Below are 17,524 nucleotides of genomic sequence, written 5' to 3'. Positions count from 1 at the left end.
GCCGAAACTTATTGTTCAGTTCTTTACAGAATTTTCAAGCAGTAAAAGGGTTTTATTGCCTGAGTTTACATGTGCCTCTCATACTGATTTTGCACGCAAAGTGCTGGTACCGCGCAGAAGTGAGGAGCTGCAAGGCACCAATCATATCAGGGAGGAATACATGTCTAAATTTGACGCATCGCGCCGCAGAGTCCTTAAGACCGGCGCAATTGCAGGCGCCGGCGTGGCGCTGCCAACGATCTTTACCGCCTCTTCCGCCGCGGCATTCACCAACGAGCCGACCGGCGGAACTGTTACTCTTGGCTTCAACGTGCCCCAGACCGGCCCGTATGCCGACGAAGGCGCTGACGAACTGCGCGCTTATGAGCTTGCGGTTGAGCACCTGAACGGCGGCGGCGACGGCGGCATGATGAACACCTTCAGCTCCAAGGCGCTGCAGGGCAACGGCATCCTGGGCAAGAAGGTCGAGTATGTCACCGGCGACACCCAGACCAAGTCCGACGCTGCCCGCGCCTCTGCCAAGTCGATGATCGAGAAGGACGGCGCGGTGATGATCACCGGCGGTTCTTCCTCCGGTGTGGCGATTGCTGTTCAGGGCCTCTGCCAGGAGGCAGGCGTTATCTTCATGGCTGGCCTGACCCATTCCAACGACACCACCGGCAAGGACAAGAAGGCCAACGGTTTCCGCCATTTCTTCAACGGCTACATGTCCGGCGCGGCACTGGCACCGGTGCTGAAGAACCTCTATGGCACCGACCGCACCGCCTATCACCTGACCGCAGACTACACCTGGGGCTGGACTCAGGAGGAATCGATTGCAGCCGCCACCGAGGCGCTGGGATGGCAGACTGTGAACAAGGTCCGCACCCCGCTGGCTGCAACTGACTTCTCCTCCTACATCGCCCCGGTGCTGAACTCCGGCGCCGACGTGCTGGTGCTGAACCACTACGGCGGCAACATGGTGAACTCGCTGACCAATGCGGTGCAATTCGGCCTGCGCGACAAGGTGGTGAACGGCAAGAACTTTGAAATCGTGGTGCCGCTTTACTCACGTCTGATGGCCAAGGGTGCCGGCGAGAACGTTAAGGGCATCCACGGCTCCACCAACTGGCACTGGACGCTGCAAGATGAAGGCTCCAAAGCTTTTGTGAAATCCTTCGGCACCAAATACGGCTTCCCGCCGAGCCAGGCCGCGCACACCTGTTATGTGCAGACCCTGCTTTATGCGGATGCAGTGGAGCGCGCCGGCAGCTTCAACCCCTGCGCAGTTGCCGAAGCCCTGGAAGGCTTTGAGTTCGACGGCATGGGCAACGGCCCGACCCTCTACCGCGCCGAAGACCATCAGTGCTTCAAGGATGTTCTGGTGGTGCGCGGCAAGGAAAACCCGACCTCGGAATTCGACCTTCTGGAAGTGGTCGAAGTCACCCCGCGGGCACAGGTGGAATACGCACCGGATCACCCGATGTTCGCCGGCGGCAACCTGGGCGCCTGCAACCCGGGCGCATAAGCCAGCCACAGGGCACCGGAACTCAACGGAGTTTCCGGGCCGGTGTCTGCATTGGACTCCGGCAGCCCCAACCGGCCCGTCCGCTCCCCCGCCGGACGGGCCTTCCCCAACCTGACGCACGGTGGGACCCATGGACGCCATTCTCCTGCAAATCCTGAACGGGCTCGACAAAGGCTCGGCCTATGCGCTGATCGCGCTGGGTTTGACACTCATCTTCGGCACGCTGGGCGTGGTGAACTTTGCCCATGGGGCGCTGTTCATGATCGGCGCCTTCTGCGCCGTCACCCTGCAGCGCATCCTGAACCTCAGCTTCGAACTCGTAGACGAAACCCAAACGGACTTTCTGGGCAACCCGCTCAAAGTGAAAACCCCCTATGTGGAGGCCTGGTTCGGCCCCGACATCGGCGGCAGCATCATCGACTGGGCGGTACCTTTGGCGATCCTCTTTGCGATCCCGATCATGATCGGCGTCGGCTATGTGATGGAGCGCGGGCTGATCAAACATTTCTACAAGCGCCCCCACGCCGACCAGATCCTGGTGACCTTTGGCCTCGCCATCGTGCTGCAGGAAGTGGTGAAGTACTTCTACGGCGCCAACCCGATCCAGACCCCGGCCCCGGATGCCCTGAACGGCGTTGTGAACCTGGGAGCCGCCATTGGCATGGACATCGTCTATCCGGTCTGGCGCGTGGTCTATTTCTTCTTTGCGGTGCTGATCATCGGCGGCATCTTCAGCTTCCTGCAGTTCACCACCTTCGGCATGGTGGTGCGGGCCGGCATGGCAGACCGCGAAACCGTGGGCCTCTTGGGCATCAATATTGACCGCCGCTTCACCATCATGTTCGGCATCGCCGCCGCTGTCGCCGGCCTCGCGGGCGTCATGTACACGCCAATCAATTCCCCCAACTACCACATGGGCATGGACTTCCTGGTCCTCAGCTTCGTGGTCGTGGTTGTCGGCGGCATGGGCTCGCTGCCCGGCGCGGTGCTGGCGGGTTTCCTGCTGGGCGTGCTCGAAAGCTTTGCCTCGATGAACGAGGTCAAATCGCTGCTGCCCGGCATCGATCAGATCATCATCTATGTGGTCGCAATCATCATTCTGCTGACCCGGCCGCGGGGCCTGATGGGCCGCAAAGGCGTGATGGAGGAATAAGACATGTTCGGACTCGACAAAAAAGACACATCAAAGCTGATCATCGTCGCCTGCCTCGCGCTGCTTGCGCCCTTCATCCTGAACCCGTTCCCAACGGACAGCGCCCTGGCGCAGTTCAACGCGGGCTATCCGGACCTGATGCAGCGTTTCGTGATCTTCGGGATTTTCGCCATCGGCTTCAACATCCTCTTCGGCCTCACCGGCTACCTGTCCTTCGGCCACGCGGCCTTCCTGGGTGTCGGCTCCTACTCCGCCGTCTGGATGTTCAAGCTGATCGGCATGAACGTGATCCCGGCGATCGTGCTGTCGGTGATTGTCGCGGGCCTGTTTGCGCTGCTGATCGGCTTTGTCAGCTTGAGACGCTCAGGCATCTACTTCTCGATCCTGACGCTGGCCTTTGCGCAGATGTCCTTCAACCTCGCCTATTCAGTGCTGACCCCGATCACCAACGGCGAAACCGGCCTGCAGCTGACGCTGGAAGACCCCCGCATCCTGGGCGTTTCTGCTACCGCGGACGGCTCGATCCCGGTGACCAACCTGTTCGGCCTTGAAATGCGCTCCACCTTCGAGATGGCGGTCGGCCCCTGGGCCTTCCAGTTCAACGCCGGCTACTACCTCTGCGCGCTGATCATGCTGGCCGCCTTCTACCTGTCGATCCGCATCTTCCGCTCGCCCTTCGGCATGATGCTGCGGGCGGTGAAGTCGAACCAGCAACGGATGAATTACACCGGCCTCAACACCCGTCCCTACACCCTGGCCGCCTTTGTGATCTCCGGCATGTATGCAGGTCTTGCAGGCGGGCTGATGGCCTCGATGGATCCGCTGGCAGGCGCGGAGCGGATGCAGTGGACCGCCTCCGGCGAGGTGGTGCTGATGACCATCCTCGGCGGCGCCGGCACGCTGATCGGCCCGGTGCTGGGCGCGGGCTTCATCAAGTACTTCGAGAACATCTTCTCCAAGATCAACGACAACGTGCTGCACACCTGGTTCAGCTTCCTGCCGGACGGGATGGAGGACGCGGTGGTGTTCATCATCCACCCCTTCATCGGCAAGGGCTGGCATCTGACCCTCGGCATCCTGTTTATGCTGGTGGTGATCTTCCTGCCCGGCGGCCTGGTTGAGGGCGGCCAGCGGATCAAAGGCTGGCTCAGCCGCCGCAAGGCCAAAGACGGCGGCAAGGCTGCCGGCGAAACCAACCCCGCGGAATGAGGAGACAAAACAATGGGTATCCTTGAAGTCAAAGACGTGGGGAAACGGTTCGGCGGCCTGCAGGCGCTCTCGAACGTGAACCTCAGCGTTCAGGAAAACTCGGTCCACGCAATAATCGGGCCGAACGGCGCCGGCAAGTCCACGCTGCTGAATTGCCTGGTGGGCAAACTGATCCCCGACACCGGTTCCGTCATGTTCGACGGTCAGTCGGTGCTGGGCCGGGCGCCCTATGAAATCAACCAGATGGGCATTTCCCGCGTGTTCCAGACGCCAGAGATTTTCGGCGACCTGACAGTGCTGGAAAACATGATGATCCCCTGCTTCGCCAAGCGGGACGGCGCGTTTGAGCTGAACGCCCTCTCCGCGGTGCTGAAACAAAAGGACATTCTGCAAAAGGCTGAGCATATGCTGGAAGAGATGAACATGGCGGACAAGCGGCACATGCACGCCGCCGCCATGTCCCGCGGCGACAAGCGACGGCTGGAGATCGGCATGTGCCTCAGCCAAGAGCCACGCCTTTTGCTGCTGGATGAGCCGACGGCCGGCATGGCCCGGGCCGACACCAACAACACAATCGACCTGCTGAAGCAGATCAGCGACGAGCGCGACATCACCATCGCCATCATCGAGCACGACATGCATGTGGTGTTCAGCCTCGCCAACCGGATCACCGTGCTGGCCCAGGGCACACCCCTGGTCGAGGACGATCCGCAGAACATCCGCGGCAACCCCAAGGTGCGCGAAGCATACCTGGGCGAGTCGGCGTAAGGAGGAACCAAGATGAACGTCAAACCCGATTTCTCCAAGAATGCCAACGTCGCCACCACCGCACCGGCTTTCCTGTCGGTCTGGGATGTGCACGCCTATTACGGCGAGAGCTACATCGTGCAAGGCATCAGCTTCAACGTCCATGAGGGCGAGATCCTGGCGCTGCTGGGCCGGAATGGCGCGGGCAAGACCTCGACCCTGCGGTCCATCGCCCGCACCGGCTCCCCCATGGTGACCCGCGGCGAAATCTGGCTGGACCATAAGCCGCTGCACAAGATGGCCTCGCACGAAGCCGCCGCTGCGGGCTTGGGCTTGGTACCCGAAGACCGTCGTATCATCCCTGGCCTGACAGTAGAGGAAAACCTGCAGCTGGCCCAGATCGCGCCACCCATCGGCTGGTCGCTGGAGCGTCTCTATGACCTGTTCCCGCGCCTTGGCGAACGCCGCAAGCAGGAAGGCGTGACGCTTTCGGGCGGCGAGCAGCAGATGCTGGCGATTGCCCGGGCACTGGCCCGCGACATCAAGGTGCTGTTGCTGGACGAACCCTACGAAGGCCTCGCTCCGGTGATCGTCGACGAGATTGAAAAGACCCTCATCCACATCAAGGAACAGGGCATGACAACCATCATTGTCGAGCAGAACGCGGTCCGCGCCCTGGAACTGGCGGACCGCGCGGTGATCCTCGATACCGGCGGCATCGTCTTTGACGGCACCGCCGCCGAGGTTCTGGAAAACGAGGAACTGCGCGCCGAATACCTAGCGATCTGAACCGCATCCAAAACATCATCTCCGCCGTGCCGGCCACCCGCGTGCCGGCACAGGGTGACTGAGGCCGGCTCTGTTCAGGGCTGGCCTCTTTTTTGCGTGGCCTGCGAAACTGACTTCGAAGCCACAATTTGCTAGGATGTATGAGAAGGCTCGCAGCGGCACGGCGCGGCCTCGCCGCCTAACTCTTCACTTCCCGGCACCCCGTGCCCCGGACCCGCTGCGCGAATTGCCGTCATCGAGGGCTGACCATGAGACCACAGACACAATACGCCAAGAGCGGCGATGTTCATATCGCCTATCAAACCTTTGGCAGCGGACCGCGCAACCTGGTGTTCGTGCCGGGCTTCATCTCGCAGATCGAAACCTATTGGGACGAGCCAGGTTTTGCCCGCTGGCTGGAGCGGATCGGCCATTTCACCCGGGTGGCAGTGTTTGACAAGCGCGGCACCGGCCTGTCGGACCGCGGCGTGGCGACCCCGGACATGGACAAGCGGATGGATGACATCCGCGCTGTGATGGATGCAGCCGGCTTTGACACCGCATCAGTCATGGGAATTTCTGAGGGTGGCTCCCTTGCTGCAGTATTTGCTGCCTACCACGCGCGCCGCTGCGAGCATCTGGTCCTTTACGGTGCGTTTGCCAGCTTCACCTCCTGGTTCCCGACGCAGGAGGCGCTGCAGGAGCTGTTCGACTATGCCGAGTCTGCTTGGGGAACCGGAACCAGCCTGCCGCTGTTCTGCCCCTCCACGGCGGGGGATCTTCAGGTCCAGGACTGGTGGGGCAAATACGAGCGCACCGGCGCCTCGCCCCGGGACGTGATTGAAATCATGAAAGTGAATAGCCAAATCGACATCACCGCCATCCTGCCTGCGATCAAAGCGCCTGCGCTGGTGCTGCACAAGACAGAGGATGCACTGATCGATATCGAGGGCGGACGCACCCTGGCCGCCGGAATTCCCAATGCCCGGCTCATAGAGTTGTCCGGAACCGATCACTTTCCTTTCATCGGGCCGGAGGCCGGGCAGATTGTTGCAGAGATCGAGGAGTTTGTGACCGGCTCCAAGGCTGATCCGGTGGTGGACCGGGTGCTGGCCGCCATCGTGTTCACCGACATCGCTGGCTCCACTGCCCGCGCCGAGGCAATGGGGGACAGCGCCTGGCGCAGCCTGAAGGACGCCCATGATGCACGGGTGCGCCAGGAACTGCAGCAGTATGACGGGCGGGAAATCAAATCGCTGGGCGACGGGTTTCTCGCCACGTTTGACGGCCCCGGCCGGGCCATCCAATGCGCAGGTGCCATCCGTGACGCCATTTCCAGGCTTGGACTTGATATCCGCGTGGCGGTCCATACCGGCGAGGTCGAGGTCACCGAGGACGATGTGCGCGGGCTGGCTGTGCACATCGCTTCACGGATTGCGGACCTGGCGCAGCCAGGCGACATCGTTGTCTCGCGCACGGTCAAGGATCTGGTAGCAGGGTCCGGCTTCTGCTTCGAATCCCTGGGCTCGCACGAACTGAAGGGGCTGCCGGACAGGTGGCAGGTCTACAAAACCGCCGCCTGAGTTCCGGTTGCCGTCACCTGCCTTCCGCAAGCCGCTTGCGCAGCTCGGTTTTCAAAACCTTGCCATAGTTGTTCTTGGGCAAGGCTTCGATACGCAAATACGCCTTGGGGCGTTTGAACCGCGCGATCCGGCTATTGCACAGGTCATCCAATTCCGCATCTGGCGCATCGCCCACGACAAAGGCCACCACTTCCTCGCCCCAATCCGCGTGGGGGCGGCCCACCACAGAGACTTCACGCACCTGAGGATGCAGCAGCAAGACCTCCTCCACCTCGCGCGGATAAACGTTGGAGCCGCCGGTGATGATCATGTCTTTGGAACGGTCCTGCAAGGTCAGATAGCCGTCCTCGTCCAGCACCCCCATGTCGCCGGTCATCAGCCAGCCGTTGACCAGCGTCTTGGCGGTGGCTTCGGGGTTGTCCCAGTACCCGGGCATCACCGCATCGCCGCGCACCATGATCTCACCATGGCTTCCGGCTGGCAGGAACTCTCCCTCAGGCGTGCCGATCCGAACCTCCACCACGCTCTGCGCCCGGCCAACACTGGCCAGCCGCTCTTTCCAGCGCGGATGCGCGCGGTCCTGCACGTCGTGGCGCGGCAGCGCGGTGATCGCCATCGGGCATTCGCCCTGCCCGTAGACCTGCACAAAGACCGGACCGAAATGCTCCACCGCTTCCATGATGTCAGCGACATACATCGGGCCGCCGGCATAGACGACCGTGCGCAGCCCTTCACCGTTGCGACCCAGACGTTTCGCTTCAGCCGTCATCCGCGTGACCATCGTGGGTGCCGCGAACATATGGACCCGCCCGAAATGCGCCGCCAGATCGAAAATCTCCGCCTCGTCAAAGCCGCCGGACACCGGGCAGACATGCCGTGCACCCGCCAGAACATGCTGGATGGCATAGATTCCCGCACCGTGGCTCATCGGCGCTGCGTACAGCGCGTAATCCTCCGCGCTCACCTGATCGACATCCGCGAAATAGGCAATCGCCATGTTCATCAGCATCCGGTGCGTGATCATCACCCCCTTGGGCCGACCGGTGGTGCCGGAGGTATAAAACAGCCAAGCCAGGTCTTCCGGCAGGCGCTGCGCGGGTTCCGCCACGGGAACCGCCTGCAACGCGGCGGCATAGTCCGCGCCGGTGATATCCACGCAGCGCACCTCGGCCTCGGTGCCTTCGACAGCCTCCGTCAGGCCCGGCGAGGTGAACACCAGCCGGGCGCCGGAGTTCTGCAGGATGAACTCCGCCTCCTTGCCATGCAGCTTGGCATTGATAGGTACCGCCGCCGCGCCGGCATACCAGATGCCATAAAGCGCGATCAGGTAGTCTGGGCAGTTCTTCATGAAAATGCCAACCCGGTCACCGGGCGCGATGTCCTGCGCCCGCAGCCAGCCCGCAAGTGAGGCCGCGCGCGTATGGAACCCGGCGTAATCTGCAACCAATTGCTGCCCCAGATACAGCGCCGGCCGCGCCCCCTCTGCCGCGGCCATCCTCGCCAGCCACACTGCAATGTTCATCCCAATCGCCTCCCCGGCTTGCCGTTGCGGCCGGAAACTGGCACGCACAAGCAAAGCCCTTCAATTCCGCAAAAATACCTGCGTAAGAATACCATATGAGCGATCTTGCCTTTGAACATGCCCCTGTAGGCCTTGCGGTTCTGGAACGCCGCGTCATCACCCGGTGCAACCTGCAATTCGCGGCGACCTTCGGCGGCGCGCCCGGCGACTACACCGGAATGCTGGTTGCTGAGCTTTATCCCAGCCAGGAAGACTTCAACCGCATCGGCGCCCTTCTGCAGCAGCCCGAGGCGCAAAGCGGCAGCTACAGCGACGAGCGCATCATGCGCCGCCGGTCGGGCGGCTTGTTCTGGTGCCGGGTGCGGGGCCGGTCAGTGACGCCGGAGGCGCCGTTTCAGACCGGCATCTGGTCCTTTGCCGATATTTCCGACGACCGCCCTGTCGTTTCCCTCACCCCGCGGGAACGCGAGGTGGCGATCCTTACCTGCAAGGGGCTGTCAGCCAAGGAGATCGGCAAGCAGCTGGACCTGTCCTACCGCACGGTGGAAAGCCACCGGGCGCATCTGTTGCAGAAATTCGGCGCCCGCAAGCTGCCGGAGCTGGTGGCCAAACTGACCGGGATGCCTCTTTGACCAGGAATTTCCTGCCGGCAATTGCGAATCCGCGCCATAGCCCTCATGTTACAGCCCAGTTCAGGAGTGCTTTCCTTGCGGTAATCCTTGCCCTATAAGCGCCCTAATTTCCTGCCCGCCCCTCCGGCGGGCCTGTCGGAATTGGCTGAGGACAATATGACCAACAAATCTCACGAAGCTGACGTGGCATTCATCAAGGCGCTGGCGGAGCTGCTGCGCGAAAACGACCTGACCGAGCTGCAGGTCAAACGCGACTATGGCGACGACGACAGTCTGAACGTGCGTGTGTCGCGCCAGACTGCAATGGCAGCTGCACCGGTGCAGGTACAGGTTCCTGCCGCAGCTGCCCCCGCACCGGTTGCTGCCGCAGCCGCGCCTGCCGCCGCTGCCGCTCCTGCAGCCGCAAACGACGATCCGGCCAGCCATCCCGGCGCCGTGACCTCGCCGATGGTCGGCACCGTCTACCTGCAGCCGGAACCCGGCTCGCCCTCCTTCATTTCGGTTGGCGCGCAGGTCAGCGAAGGCGACACCCTGCTGATCGTCGAAGCGATGAAGACCATGAACCACATCCCGGCCCCGAAATCCGGCACCGTGAAGCGCATCCTGGTCGAAGACGGCGCCGCTGTTGAATTCGGGTCTCCCCTGGTCATCATCGAATAAGGGTCTGCCATGTTTGACAAGATCCTGATTGCCAACCGCGGCGAGATCGCCCTGCGCGTGATCCGCGCCTGCCGGGAGATGGGCATCAAGTCCGTCGCGGTGCACTCCACCGCAGATGCCGACGCGATGCACGTCCGCATGGCCGATGAATCGGTCTGCATCGGGCCGCCCTCCGGCACCCAAAGCTACCTGTCGATCCCGGCCATTATCTCCGCTTGCGAGATCACCGGCGCCCAGGCGATCCACCCGGGCTACGGCTTCCTGTCGGAGAACGCCAACTTCGTGCAGATCATCGAAGACCACGGCCTTACCTTCATCGGCCCGTCGGCGGCGCATATCCGCATCATGGGCGACAAGATCACCGCCAAGGAAACCGCCAAGAACCTCGGCATCCCGGTGGTGCCCGGCTCCGACGGCGGCGTGCCTGATATTGGCGCAGCCAAGAAGGCCGCCGCGGACATGGGCTACCCGGTGATCATCAAGGCGACCGCCGGCGGCGGCGGCCGCGGCATGAAGGTCGCCAAGGACGAGAAAGAGCTGGTTTCGGCCTTCTCCACCGCCCGTTCCGAGGCCAAGGCCGCTTTTGGCAATGACGAAGTTTACATGGAGAAATACCTCCAGAAGCCGCGTCATATCGAAGTTCAGGTCTTTGGCGACGGCAAAGGCACCGGCATCCATCTGGCGGAACGCGACTGCTCGCTGCAGCGCCGCCACCAGAAGGTGTTCGAGGAGGCCCCCGGCCCCTGCATCACCCCGGAAGAGCGTGCCCGCATCGGCAAGATCTGCGCCGACGCCATCGGCAAGATGGGCTATTCCGGTGCCGGCACCGTCGAGTTCCTCTATGAGGACGGCGAGTTCTACTTCATCGAGATGAACACCCGCTTGCAGGTGGAGCACCCGGTGACCGAGGCCATCTTCGGCGTCGACCTGGTGCGCGAGCAGATCCGGGTGGCCGAAGGCCTGCCGATGTCCTTCACCCAGGAAGACCTGGAGATCAACGGCCACGCCATCGAAGTGCGGATCAACGCGGAGAAACTGCCGAACTTCTCGCCCTGCCCGGGCAAGATCACCCAGTACCACGCCCCCGGCGGCCTGGGTGTGCGGATGGATTCGGCGCTTTATGACGGCTATTCGATCCCGCCTTACTATGACTCGCTGATTGGTAAGCTGATCGTGCACGGCCGCGACCGGACCGAGGCGCTGGCGCGCCTGAACCGGGCCCTGGGCGAGCTGATCATCGACGGTATCGACACCACCGTGCCGCTGTTCCACGCGCTCCTGCAGGAGCAGGACATCCACACCGGCGATTACGGCATCCACTGGCTGGAACGCTGGCTGGAAGAGAACACACCGGGTTAAAATCCTGCGGGGCGCACCATCCGGATGCGCCCCGTTTTACATTTCCCTGCCTTTCCACTTTATACTGGCGGCATCATGAGCCTGACTGCCGATCTTTTGCTGCACGCCTATTCCGCCGGTGTTTTCCCGATGGCCGAACACCGCGACGATCCCGAAGTGTTCTGGGTCGACCCCAAGCGGCGCGGGATCCTGCCGCTGGACGGATTCCGCATCTCCCGCTCTCTCGCCAAGCGCATCCGCAACGGCGGCTTCGAGATCACCGTGAACCGGGATTTCGCAGGTGTCGTGGACGGTTGCGCCGACCGGGCAGAAACTTGGATCAACAGTGAAATCCGCGACCGCTACCTGGAACTGCATCTGATGGGCAACGCCCACTCGCTCGAGGTCTGGCACCAGGGCGAACTGGCAGGCGGCACATACGGCGTGTCTCTGGGTGGCGCGTTCTTCGGTGAAAGCATGTTCTCCCGCCGCCGGGATGCGTCAAAGGTGGCACTTGCCTATCTGACCGACCGGCTGGTGCAGGCTGGTTTCACCCTATGCGACACCCAGTTCCTGACCCCGCATCTGGCCTCCCTTGGCGGCGTCGAAGTGACACGCGCACGCTACCGCGCGCTGCTGCGCGAGGCTTTGGACAAGGATGCGGATTTCATGCGGCCGGCAGTTCCGGATCCTCAGCTGCTTTTGCAGCGGATGACCCAGACGTCGTAACGGTTGTGGTCCAGCGCGTTCAGCGCCGGGCTGGAGGCAATCATCCAGCCCTGAAAATGCTCTGCCCCGTTTTTGGGGTCCTGAACCGACAAATAGGCAAAGGCATCGCCCGTCGGGTTTTCCGCCGGATAGCGGCAATCCCGCACAGTCACCAGAAGGCCGAACATCTCTGCGCTGGCGCCAATGGCGACCTCAGCATCGACGGAATGCCCGTTCACCTTGTCAAGCGCGCGCAGCACCGCAGCGGTGCCTTGTGCGGCCTGCTCCTGCCCCCAGGCGGGCATAGCCAGCACCACCGCCGTAAGCGCTGCGGTCAGCCGCTTCACGACTCTTCCTCACCGCCGCCAGCCACGAATTTCACCAGCAGCGAAATCAGGCTGACCGCGCCTTGGGTATCTTCAATCTCGTCACCCGCCTCAAAGGCAAAGGGCGATCCGCCCGGCATGATCTCAACGAAATTGCCGCCCAGCAGGCCTTCGGAGGAAATCACCACGGCGCTGTCGTCGGGGATCTCGATACCATCTTTAACCGAAAAAACGGTATCGGCGCGGAAGGTTTCCGGGTTCAGGCCCACACCGGTCACGGTGCCGATCTTGACCCCGGCCAGCCGCACGTCGGTGCCGACGCTGACGCCTTCCAAAGAGCGGAAAGACGCATTCAAATCATAAGTGGAGCCGGCACGCGACAGGCCAGCCGCCTGTCCTGCATAAACGGCAAAGCCGATGGCCGCCGCCAGCACGATGCCGCCGGCAAAAACTTCAGTAGGATTATGGGACATGAAATCAGCCTTTTGGCAGATGTGTTTACTCGGGCACCCAGGCCTCGTAATCGCGGCGCTCTTTCGGCTCGCCGCCCGCGCGGATCGACCCGGCCGGCGCATAGGCCATGATGGTGCCGGTCAGGTTTTCCTGATGCGGCTTTTCCCAGGCCTTGTGATTCAGCGGCTTTTCGCTCGGCACCTCGTCAAAGGTGCGGTGCAGCCAGCCGTGCCAGTCGGGGCTGATGCGGGAGGCTTCCACTTCGCCGTTGAACATCACCCAGCGCTTGCTGTCATCCGCGTTGCGGTAGAACACGTTGCCCTGGTCATCTTCACCCACCTTGATGCCCTTGCGGGCGGTGAAGATCCGGGTGTTCAGGGTGGAGCCGTTCCACCAGGTCACAGCGCGCAGAAGTGTGTTCAGGATTCCCATGGGTGCCTCCGGATTTTTCCGACTTCGATATGGCCCAATTTCCCGCCAAGGTCCAGTGGCTTGCGCCACGGGCAGCCTGTGACTTGGCGGGATTTGGCAGATTTGCCTCAGCGGCCTCTGTGCCGCTGGCGGGGTCAGCCCTCAGCGGGCGCCAGCGCGGTCAATTCGATCTCGATCCGGAATTTGGGGTCAATCAGATTGCATTCCACCATGGTGGCCGCCGGCGGGTTGGCGCCAAAGGTTTCCGCCAGAATGGGCCAGCAGGGTTCGAACTCCGCTGCATCCGGCAGGTAATAGTTCACCCGCACTGCGTCGGCAAAGCTGGCGCCTGCCTTCTCCAGTGCCGCACCTATGGTGTCCAGCGCCGAGCGGCACTGGGCCACCACGTCGTCGCCCTGCCCTACGGTTCCAGCAACATGCACGAAACCGCCGGCGACCACAGCGCGGCAATAGCCGATCTTGGCCTCGAACTCGCCGCCCGAAGAAATCCGCTTGATCATGTTTCTCTCCTCAACATGAAAGCGGCGCGGAAATGACCGCGCCGCTCTATCAGAAACTTTCGCCTGTCAGCCCGCTGACGCCGGCTCCTTCTCGGCATCCGCGTGGATCATCAGCGGCTGCGCGTCAGAGGTCACGGCCTCCTCGTTCACAACCACCTTGGTGACGCTGTCCATGCCCGGCAGGTCGAACATGGTATCCAAGAGGATGTCTTCCATGATCGAGCGCAGGCCGCGGGCGCCGGTCTTGCGTTCGATTGCCTTCTTGGCAATCGCGCTCAGCGCCTCGTCGGTGAAGTCCAGCTCTGTGTCTTCCAGCTCGAACAGGCGCTGGTACTGCTTGACCAGAGCGTTCTTCGGCAGGGTCAGAATGGTGACCAGCGCATCCTCGTCCAGATCTTCGAGTGTTGCCAGCACCGGCAGACGGCCGACGAATTCCGGGATCAGGCCGAATTTCAGCAGGTCTTCCGGCTCCAGATCCTTGAAGATCTCGCCAACGCCGCGCTCGTCATTGTCGCGCACATCAGCCCCAAAGCCCATCGCCGAGCCCTTGCCGCGCTGCGCGATGATCTTGTCGAGACCGGCAAAGGCGCCGCCGCAGATGAACAGGATGTTGGTGGTGTCCACCTGCAGGAATTCCTGCTGCGGATGCTTGCGCCCGCCTTGCGGCGGCACAGAGGCGACGGTGCCTTCCATCAACTTCAGCAGCGCCTGCTGCACGCCCTCTCCCGACACGTCGCGGGTGATCGAGGGGTTTTCCGACTTGCGGGTAATCTTGTCGACCTCGTCGATGTAGACGATGCCGCGCTGCGCGCGCTCAACGTTGTATTCCGAGGCCTGCAAGAGCTTCAGGATGATGTTCTCGACATCCTCCCCCACGTAACCGGCCTCGGTAAGCGTGGTGGCATCCGCCATAGTGAAGGGCACATCCAGGATCCGCGCCAGCGTCTGCGCCAGCAGCGTCTTGCCGCAGCCGGTGGGACCGATCAGCAGGATGTTGGATTTCGCCAGTTCGATGTCAGAACCCGCCTTCTGGGCGTGGTTCAGACGCTTGTAGTGGTTGTGCACCGCAACCGACAGCACGCGCTTGGCGGTGGCCTGGCCGATCACGTAATCATCCAGCACCTGGCAAATATCCTTGGGCGTCGGCACGCCGTCGGTCGCCTTCAGGCCGGAGGCCTTGGTCTCTTCACGGATGATATCCATGCACAGTTCAACGCATTCATCGCAAATGAATACGGTGGGGCCAGCGATCAGCTTGCGCACTTCATGCTGGCTCTTGCCGCAGAAGCTGCAATAGAGGGTGTTCTTGCTGTCGCCGCCTGAATTCGTCGCCATGGTCTACCTTTCAGTCCGCCCGGTCCGCTGCGCCCGCGCTGCGGGGCAATTCATCTTTTGGCCAGCTTAAGCCAGTGCTTAGGCCGCCACAATGTGAAAGTGCGCCCCATCTGAAACGCGGGGCACACGGCTGTTCACAAGCGCAGGCGTCAGGCCTGCTCGTCGTCGCCCTTGGCGCGGTTCTCGACGATCTCGTCGATCAGACCGAATTCCTTGGCCTCTTCCGGAGACATGAAGTTGTCGCGCTCCAGCGCATTGACGATGGTGTCGTAATCCTGACTGGTGTGCTTGACGTAAATCTCGTTCAGGCGCTTTTTCAGCTTCAGGGTTTCCTCGGCGTGAATCATGATGTCGGTCGCCTGACCCTGGAAGCCGCCTGAGGGCTGGTGCACCATCACGCGGGAATTCGGCAGGCTAAAGCGCATGCCCGGCTCGCCGGCGGTCAGCAGCAGCGAACCCATCGAGGCCGCTTGGCCGATCACCAGGGTCGAGACCTTGGGCTTGATGTACTGCATGGTGTCATAGATCGACAGGCCGGAGGTCACAACGCCGCCGGGGCTGTTGATATACATGGAGATTTCCTTGGACGGGTTTTCTGCCTCAAGGTGCAGCAGCTGGGCCACGATCAGCGAGCTCATCCCGTCATGCACCGGACCGTTCAGGAAGATGATCCGCTCCTTCAGCAGGCGGGAAAAGATGTCATAGGCCCGCTCGCCCCGGCTGGTCTGCTCAACCACCATCGGGACCAGGGTGTTCATGTATGTTTCTCTGGGATCAATCATTGCAACCTGCCTGCGTTGTTTATGTCCGGCACCATACCCGACAGTGTGTTACCCGAGTCTTAGTATCGCCCCTTTTGACCTGCAAGAGGCGGCAGGCATTTTCCCAATGACGCAAACCTGCATGTGGTGTCGCAATCCGCTGGAACGCTGTCGCTATTCTCGGGCTGCGCGCGGCACCAGCGCCTTAGGAAGCAAAATCAAGTCCGAATTCCGCCCGGTGTCTTTCACCGGGTGCTGCGCTGGGGTCCCGCTATGTCCGATGACAGCTTCGTTCAGAAAGGCGCCGCCGCCAATCTCGCCATTCCGTTCGAGGGCGAGCCTCAGGATTTCTATTTCCTGCTGCTGCCCAAGGCGACGATGCTGCCGGTGGCCGCCGCCATTGAACCCCTGCGCATTGCCAACCAGGTGACCGGCACCCGGCTCTACCGCTGGTACATCATGACGGAGGACGGCCAGCCGGTGCGCTGCTCCAACGGCATGGTGGTAACCCCGGACACCCAGTTGCAGCCGCTGCCCTCGGATTCGATGGGTTTTGTCTGCGCAGGCGTTGAACCGCACGCGGCCGCCAGCGAAGTCACCTTGAACTGGCTGCGCCGCGAAAGCCGCTTTGGCCGCTCCATTGGCGGTATCTGCACCGGTGCCTTTGCGCTGGCCCAGGCCGGTCTGATCAAGAACCACAAGTTCACCCTGCACTGGGAAAACCAGCCGGGCTTCCTGGAAAGCTATCCCAGCCTGGAGCCCTCCCCAAACATCTTCGAAATCTCGGGGCCCTTGATGACCTGCGGCGGCGGCAATGCCGCCACCGACATGATGCTGCACCTGATCGAGGAGCGCCACGGCAAGCAACTGGCGATCATCGTCGCCGATATGTGCCTGCATGTGCGCTCCGGCGGCCAGGCGGCGCCGCAGAAGTCGAACTATGCGGTGGCCATCGGCAGCCGCAACCAGCGCCTGCTGAACGCGCTGCAGCTTATGCAGGAATCGATCGAGGAACCGTTGTCGATCGGCGAGTTGTGCGACCGGCTCGACATCTCCCGCCGCCAGCTGGAGCGGCTGTTCTCGCGCTATCTGAACCAAAGCCCGATGCATGTCTATTTTGACATGCGCCTCAGCCACGCCTTTGCGCTGATGAACGAAACCTCAATGTCTGTCACCGAGATCGCGCTGGCCTCGGGCTTCAATTCGGCCACCCACTTCTCACGCCAGTTCAAGCGAAAATTCGGCGCTTCGCCGCACTTCTTCCGCAAGGGCTGGAGCTGAGAAAGGCGGCTTGAACACCCGCCCTATCTTTGGTCCTGCGCCTAGAGCGGGCGGAAAGGCGCTACCTTTACAAAAACCAAAATTGGCAGCTTTTCTTTTGGCCGCGCCGTTCAACTCTGGTAACAGCTCCTACATATTATGTTGTTAGTACGCAGAAATTACGCCAAGTATTCGCCAGCACGGATTTCAAAAAGGAGTAAGGCGCCCCGGTGCCACCAGGAGACACAGAGATGCCACTGCCCGAGTTTTCAGCTGATATGGATCCGGAAGAAAAGGAGCAAATGGTTGCAAACGCGGCCAAGGCTTCCAACTTTCTCAAGGCCATCAGCCATCAGGGGCGGCTGATGATCCTGTGCCATCTGGTCTCCGGCGAAAAATCCGTGACGGAACTGGAACAACTTCTGTCGGCCCGCCAGGCTGCCGTCTCCCAGCAGCTTTCCCGGCTGCGTCTTGAGGGCCTGGTTGTCCCGCGCCGCGACGGCAAGGCGATCTATTACAGCCTTGCGGACGACAAGCCCCGCAAGGTTCTGGAAGTGGTTTACGAAATTTTCTGCAACGACGGCGATTGACGCCATCGGGCTGCGCAATACTCTGCGTTCCGGCAAAACC

19 protein-coding genes are annotated in these 17,524 nt (G+C 62.0%); 12 read left to right on the top strand and 7 right to left on the bottom strand.

Features of this window, described 5'->3' with window-relative positions:
* The first annotated feature begins 160 nt into the window (after window positions 1-160).
* From RA25_RS02225 to RA25_RS02200, 6 genes are all read left to right on the top strand, one after another.
* On the top strand, window positions 161-1,507 hold the full coding sequence (locus RA25_RS02225) for a substrate-binding protein (RefSeq protein WP_019295849.1): 1,347 nt from the start codon (window positions 161-163) through the stop codon (window positions 1,505-1,507).
* 130 nt (window positions 1,508-1,637) lie between these two features.
* Window positions 1,638-2,660: a branched-chain amino acid ABC transporter permease gene (locus RA25_RS02220; RefSeq protein WP_019295848.1), complete on the top strand. Its 1,023-nt coding sequence runs from the start codon at window positions 1,638-1,640 to the stop codon at window positions 2,658-2,660.
* 3 nt (window positions 2,661-2,663) lie between these two features.
* On the top strand, window positions 2,664-3,869 hold the full coding sequence (locus RA25_RS02215; RefSeq protein WP_019295847.1) for a branched-chain amino acid ABC transporter permease: 1,206 nt from the start codon (window positions 2,664-2,666) through the stop codon (window positions 3,867-3,869).
* Window positions 3,870-3,881: 12 nt separating this feature from the next.
* The gene (locus RA25_RS02210; protein WP_008557057.1) at window positions 3,882-4,637 is read left to right on the top strand and encodes an ABC transporter ATP-binding protein; all 756 of its coding nucleotides are present in this window, start codon (window positions 3,882-3,884) and stop codon (window positions 4,635-4,637) included.
* 12 nt (window positions 4,638-4,649) lie between these two features.
* A complete protein-coding gene (locus RA25_RS02205) occupies window positions 4,650-5,405 on the top strand; it encodes an ABC transporter ATP-binding protein (RefSeq protein WP_039151840.1) in 756 nt (251 codons plus the stop codon).
* A 248-nt stretch (window positions 5,406-5,653) separates the two neighbouring features.
* Window positions 5,654-6,967 (top strand): adenylate/guanylate cyclase domain-containing protein, encoded by a 1,314-nt coding sequence (locus RA25_RS02200; protein ID WP_039169795.1) that lies wholly within the window; start codon window positions 5,654-5,656, stop codon window positions 6,965-6,967.
* Window positions 6,968-6,980: 13 nt separating this feature from the next.
* On the opposite strand, the gene RA25_RS02195 is transcribed toward RA25_RS02200, so the two are convergent.
* Window positions 6,981-8,489, bottom strand: coding sequence for a class I adenylate-forming enzyme family protein (locus RA25_RS02195; protein ID WP_039169791.1), 1,509 nt, complete (start codon window positions 8,487-8,489; stop codon window positions 6,981-6,983).
* Between the two features lie 95 nt (window positions 8,490-8,584).
* Here RA25_RS02195 and RA25_RS02190 point away from each other — a divergent pair, with 95 nt between their 5' ends.
* The 4 genes from RA25_RS02190 (at window position 8,585) to aat (ending at window position 11,848) form a co-directional block, all read left to right on the top strand.
* Window positions 8,585-9,121 (top strand): PAS and helix-turn-helix domain-containing protein, encoded by a 537-nt coding sequence (locus tag RA25_RS02190; RefSeq protein ID WP_019295840.1) that lies wholly within the window; start codon window positions 8,585-8,587, stop codon window positions 9,119-9,121.
* A 156-nt stretch (window positions 9,122-9,277) separates the two neighbouring features.
* A complete protein-coding gene (accB, locus tag RA25_RS02185) occupies window positions 9,278-9,781 on the top strand; it encodes an acetyl-CoA carboxylase biotin carboxyl carrier protein (protein ID WP_039151875.1) in 504 nt (167 codons plus the stop codon).
* Between the two features lie 9 nt (window positions 9,782-9,790).
* A complete protein-coding gene (accC, locus tag RA25_RS02180) occupies window positions 9,791-11,140 on the top strand; it encodes an acetyl-CoA carboxylase biotin carboxylase subunit (RefSeq protein ID WP_039151847.1) in 1,350 nt (449 codons plus the stop codon).
* 75 nt (window positions 11,141-11,215) lie between these two features.
* A complete protein-coding gene (aat, locus tag RA25_RS02175) occupies window positions 11,216-11,848 on the top strand; it encodes a leucyl/phenylalanyl-tRNA--protein transferase (RefSeq protein WP_019295837.1) in 633 nt (210 codons plus the stop codon).
* On the opposite strand, the gene RA25_RS02170 is transcribed toward aat, so the two are convergent.
* From RA25_RS02170 to RA25_RS02145, 6 genes are all read right to left on the bottom strand, one after another.
* Window positions 11,812-12,174: a DUF2155 domain-containing protein gene (locus RA25_RS02170; protein WP_019295836.1), complete on the bottom strand. Its 363-nt coding sequence runs from the start codon at window positions 12,172-12,174 to the stop codon at window positions 11,812-11,814. The two genes, aat and RA25_RS02170, sit on opposite strands and share 37 nt — an antisense overlap.
* Window positions 12,171-12,626: an outer membrane lipid asymmetry maintenance protein MlaD gene (gene mlaD, locus RA25_RS02165; protein ID WP_019295835.1), complete on the bottom strand. Its 456-nt coding sequence runs from the start codon at window positions 12,624-12,626 to the stop codon at window positions 12,171-12,173. Before mlaD ends, RA25_RS02170 begins: the two co-directional genes overlap by 4 nt.
* Before the next feature lie 25 nt (window positions 12,627-12,651).
* Window positions 12,652-13,038, bottom strand: a complete 387-nt coding sequence (locus tag RA25_RS02160; RefSeq protein ID WP_039169788.1) for an NADH:ubiquinone oxidoreductase subunit NDUFA12 — start codon at window positions 13,036-13,038, stop codon at window positions 12,652-12,654.
* A 134-nt stretch (window positions 13,039-13,172) separates the two neighbouring features.
* Complete coding sequence (locus tag RA25_RS02155; protein ID WP_019295833.1) at window positions 13,173-13,538, bottom strand: RidA family protein; 366 nt, start codon at window positions 13,536-13,538, stop codon at window positions 13,173-13,175.
* A gap of 66 nt (window positions 13,539-13,604) precedes the next feature.
* Window positions 13,605-14,873: an ATP-dependent Clp protease ATP-binding subunit ClpX gene (clpX, locus tag RA25_RS02150; protein ID WP_019295832.1), complete on the bottom strand. Its 1,269-nt coding sequence runs from the start codon at window positions 14,871-14,873 to the stop codon at window positions 13,605-13,607.
* A 149-nt stretch (window positions 14,874-15,022) separates the two neighbouring features.
* Window positions 15,023-15,655: an ATP-dependent Clp protease proteolytic subunit gene (locus tag RA25_RS02145; protein WP_019295831.1), complete on the bottom strand. Its 633-nt coding sequence runs from the start codon at window positions 15,653-15,655 to the stop codon at window positions 15,023-15,025.
* A gap of 252 nt (window positions 15,656-15,907) precedes the next feature.
* On the opposite strand from RA25_RS02145, the gene RA25_RS02140 reads away from it, so the two are divergent.
* Together RA25_RS02140 and RA25_RS02135 are read left to right on the top strand one after the other, a co-directional pair.
* Entirely contained in the window at window positions 15,908-16,915 is a 1,008-nt protein-coding gene (locus RA25_RS02140; protein WP_039151854.1) for a GlxA family transcriptional regulator, read from the top strand.
* A gap of 230 nt (window positions 16,916-17,145) precedes the next feature.
* The gene (locus RA25_RS02135) at window positions 17,146-17,484 is read left to right on the top strand and encodes an ArsR/SmtB family transcription factor (protein ID WP_039169785.1); all 339 of its coding nucleotides are present in this window, start codon (window positions 17,146-17,148) and stop codon (window positions 17,482-17,484) included.
* The last annotated feature ends 40 nt before the right edge of the window (window positions 17,485-17,524 follow it).

The sequence above is a fragment of the Leisingera sp. ANG-S5 genome (assembly GCF_000813925.1).
Lineage (GTDB): Bacteria > Pseudomonadota > Alphaproteobacteria > Rhodobacterales > Rhodobacteraceae > Leisingera.
Note: the sequence above shows the minus strand (reverse complement) of the source record. Positions and strands in the feature narration are given on the sequence as shown.

Excerpts from the sequence above, each read along its gene's own strand:
- RA25_RS02210 (WP_008557057.1), top strand. The coding sequence starts at position 3,882 with ATGGGTATCCTTGAAGTCAAAGACGTGGGGAAACGGTTCGGCGGCCTG.
- RA25_RS02205 (WP_039151840.1), top strand. The coding sequence starts at position 4,650 with ATGAACGTCAAACCCGATTTCTCCAAGAATGCCAACGTCGCCACCACC.
- RA25_RS02190 (WP_019295840.1), top strand. The coding sequence starts at position 8,585 with ATGAGCGATCTTGCCTTTGAACATGCCCCTGTAGGCCTTGCGGTTCTG.
- RA25_RS02155 (WP_019295833.1), bottom strand. The coding sequence starts at position 13,538 with ATGATCAAGCGGATTTCTTCGGGCGGCGAGTTCGAGGCCAAGATCGGC.
- accC (WP_039151847.1), top strand. The coding sequence starts at position 9,791 with ATGTTTGACAAGATCCTGATTGCCAACCGCGGCGAGATCGCCCTGCGC.
- accB (WP_039151875.1), top strand. The coding sequence starts at position 9,278 with ATGACCAACAAATCTCACGAAGCTGACGTGGCATTCATCAAGGCGCTG.
- RA25_RS02145 (WP_019295831.1), bottom strand. The coding sequence starts at position 15,655 with ATGATTGATCCCAGAGAAACATACATGAACACCCTGGTCCCGATGGTG.
- clpX (WP_019295832.1), bottom strand. The coding sequence starts at position 14,873 with ATGGCGACGAATTCAGGCGGCGACAGCAAGAACACCCTCTATTGCAGC.
- RA25_RS02225 (WP_019295849.1), top strand. The coding sequence starts at position 161 with ATGTCTAAATTTGACGCATCGCGCCGCAGAGTCCTTAAGACCGGCGCA.
- RA25_RS02135 (WP_039169785.1), top strand. The coding sequence starts at position 17,146 with ATGCCACTGCCCGAGTTTTCAGCTGATATGGATCCGGAAGAAAAGGAG.
- RA25_RS02195 (WP_039169791.1), bottom strand. The coding sequence starts at position 8,489 with ATGAACATTGCAGTGTGGCTGGCGAGGATGGCCGCGGCAGAGGGGGCG.
- RA25_RS02160 (WP_039169788.1), bottom strand. The coding sequence starts at position 13,038 with ATGGGAATCCTGAACACACTTCTGCGCGCTGTGACCTGGTGGAACGGC.
- mlaD (WP_019295835.1), bottom strand. The coding sequence starts at position 12,626 with ATGTCCCATAATCCTACTGAAGTTTTTGCCGGCGGCATCGTGCTGGCG.
- RA25_RS02215 (WP_019295847.1), top strand. The coding sequence starts at position 2,664 with ATGTTCGGACTCGACAAAAAAGACACATCAAAGCTGATCATCGTCGCC.
- RA25_RS02220 (WP_019295848.1), top strand. The coding sequence starts at position 1,638 with ATGGACGCCATTCTCCTGCAAATCCTGAACGGGCTCGACAAAGGCTCG.
- RA25_RS02200 (WP_039169795.1), top strand. The coding sequence starts at position 5,654 with ATGAGACCACAGACACAATACGCCAAGAGCGGCGATGTTCATATCGCC.
- RA25_RS02140 (WP_039151854.1), top strand. The coding sequence starts at position 15,908 with ATGTCCGATGACAGCTTCGTTCAGAAAGGCGCCGCCGCCAATCTCGCC.
- aat (WP_019295837.1), top strand. The coding sequence starts at position 11,216 with ATGAGCCTGACTGCCGATCTTTTGCTGCACGCCTATTCCGCCGGTGTT.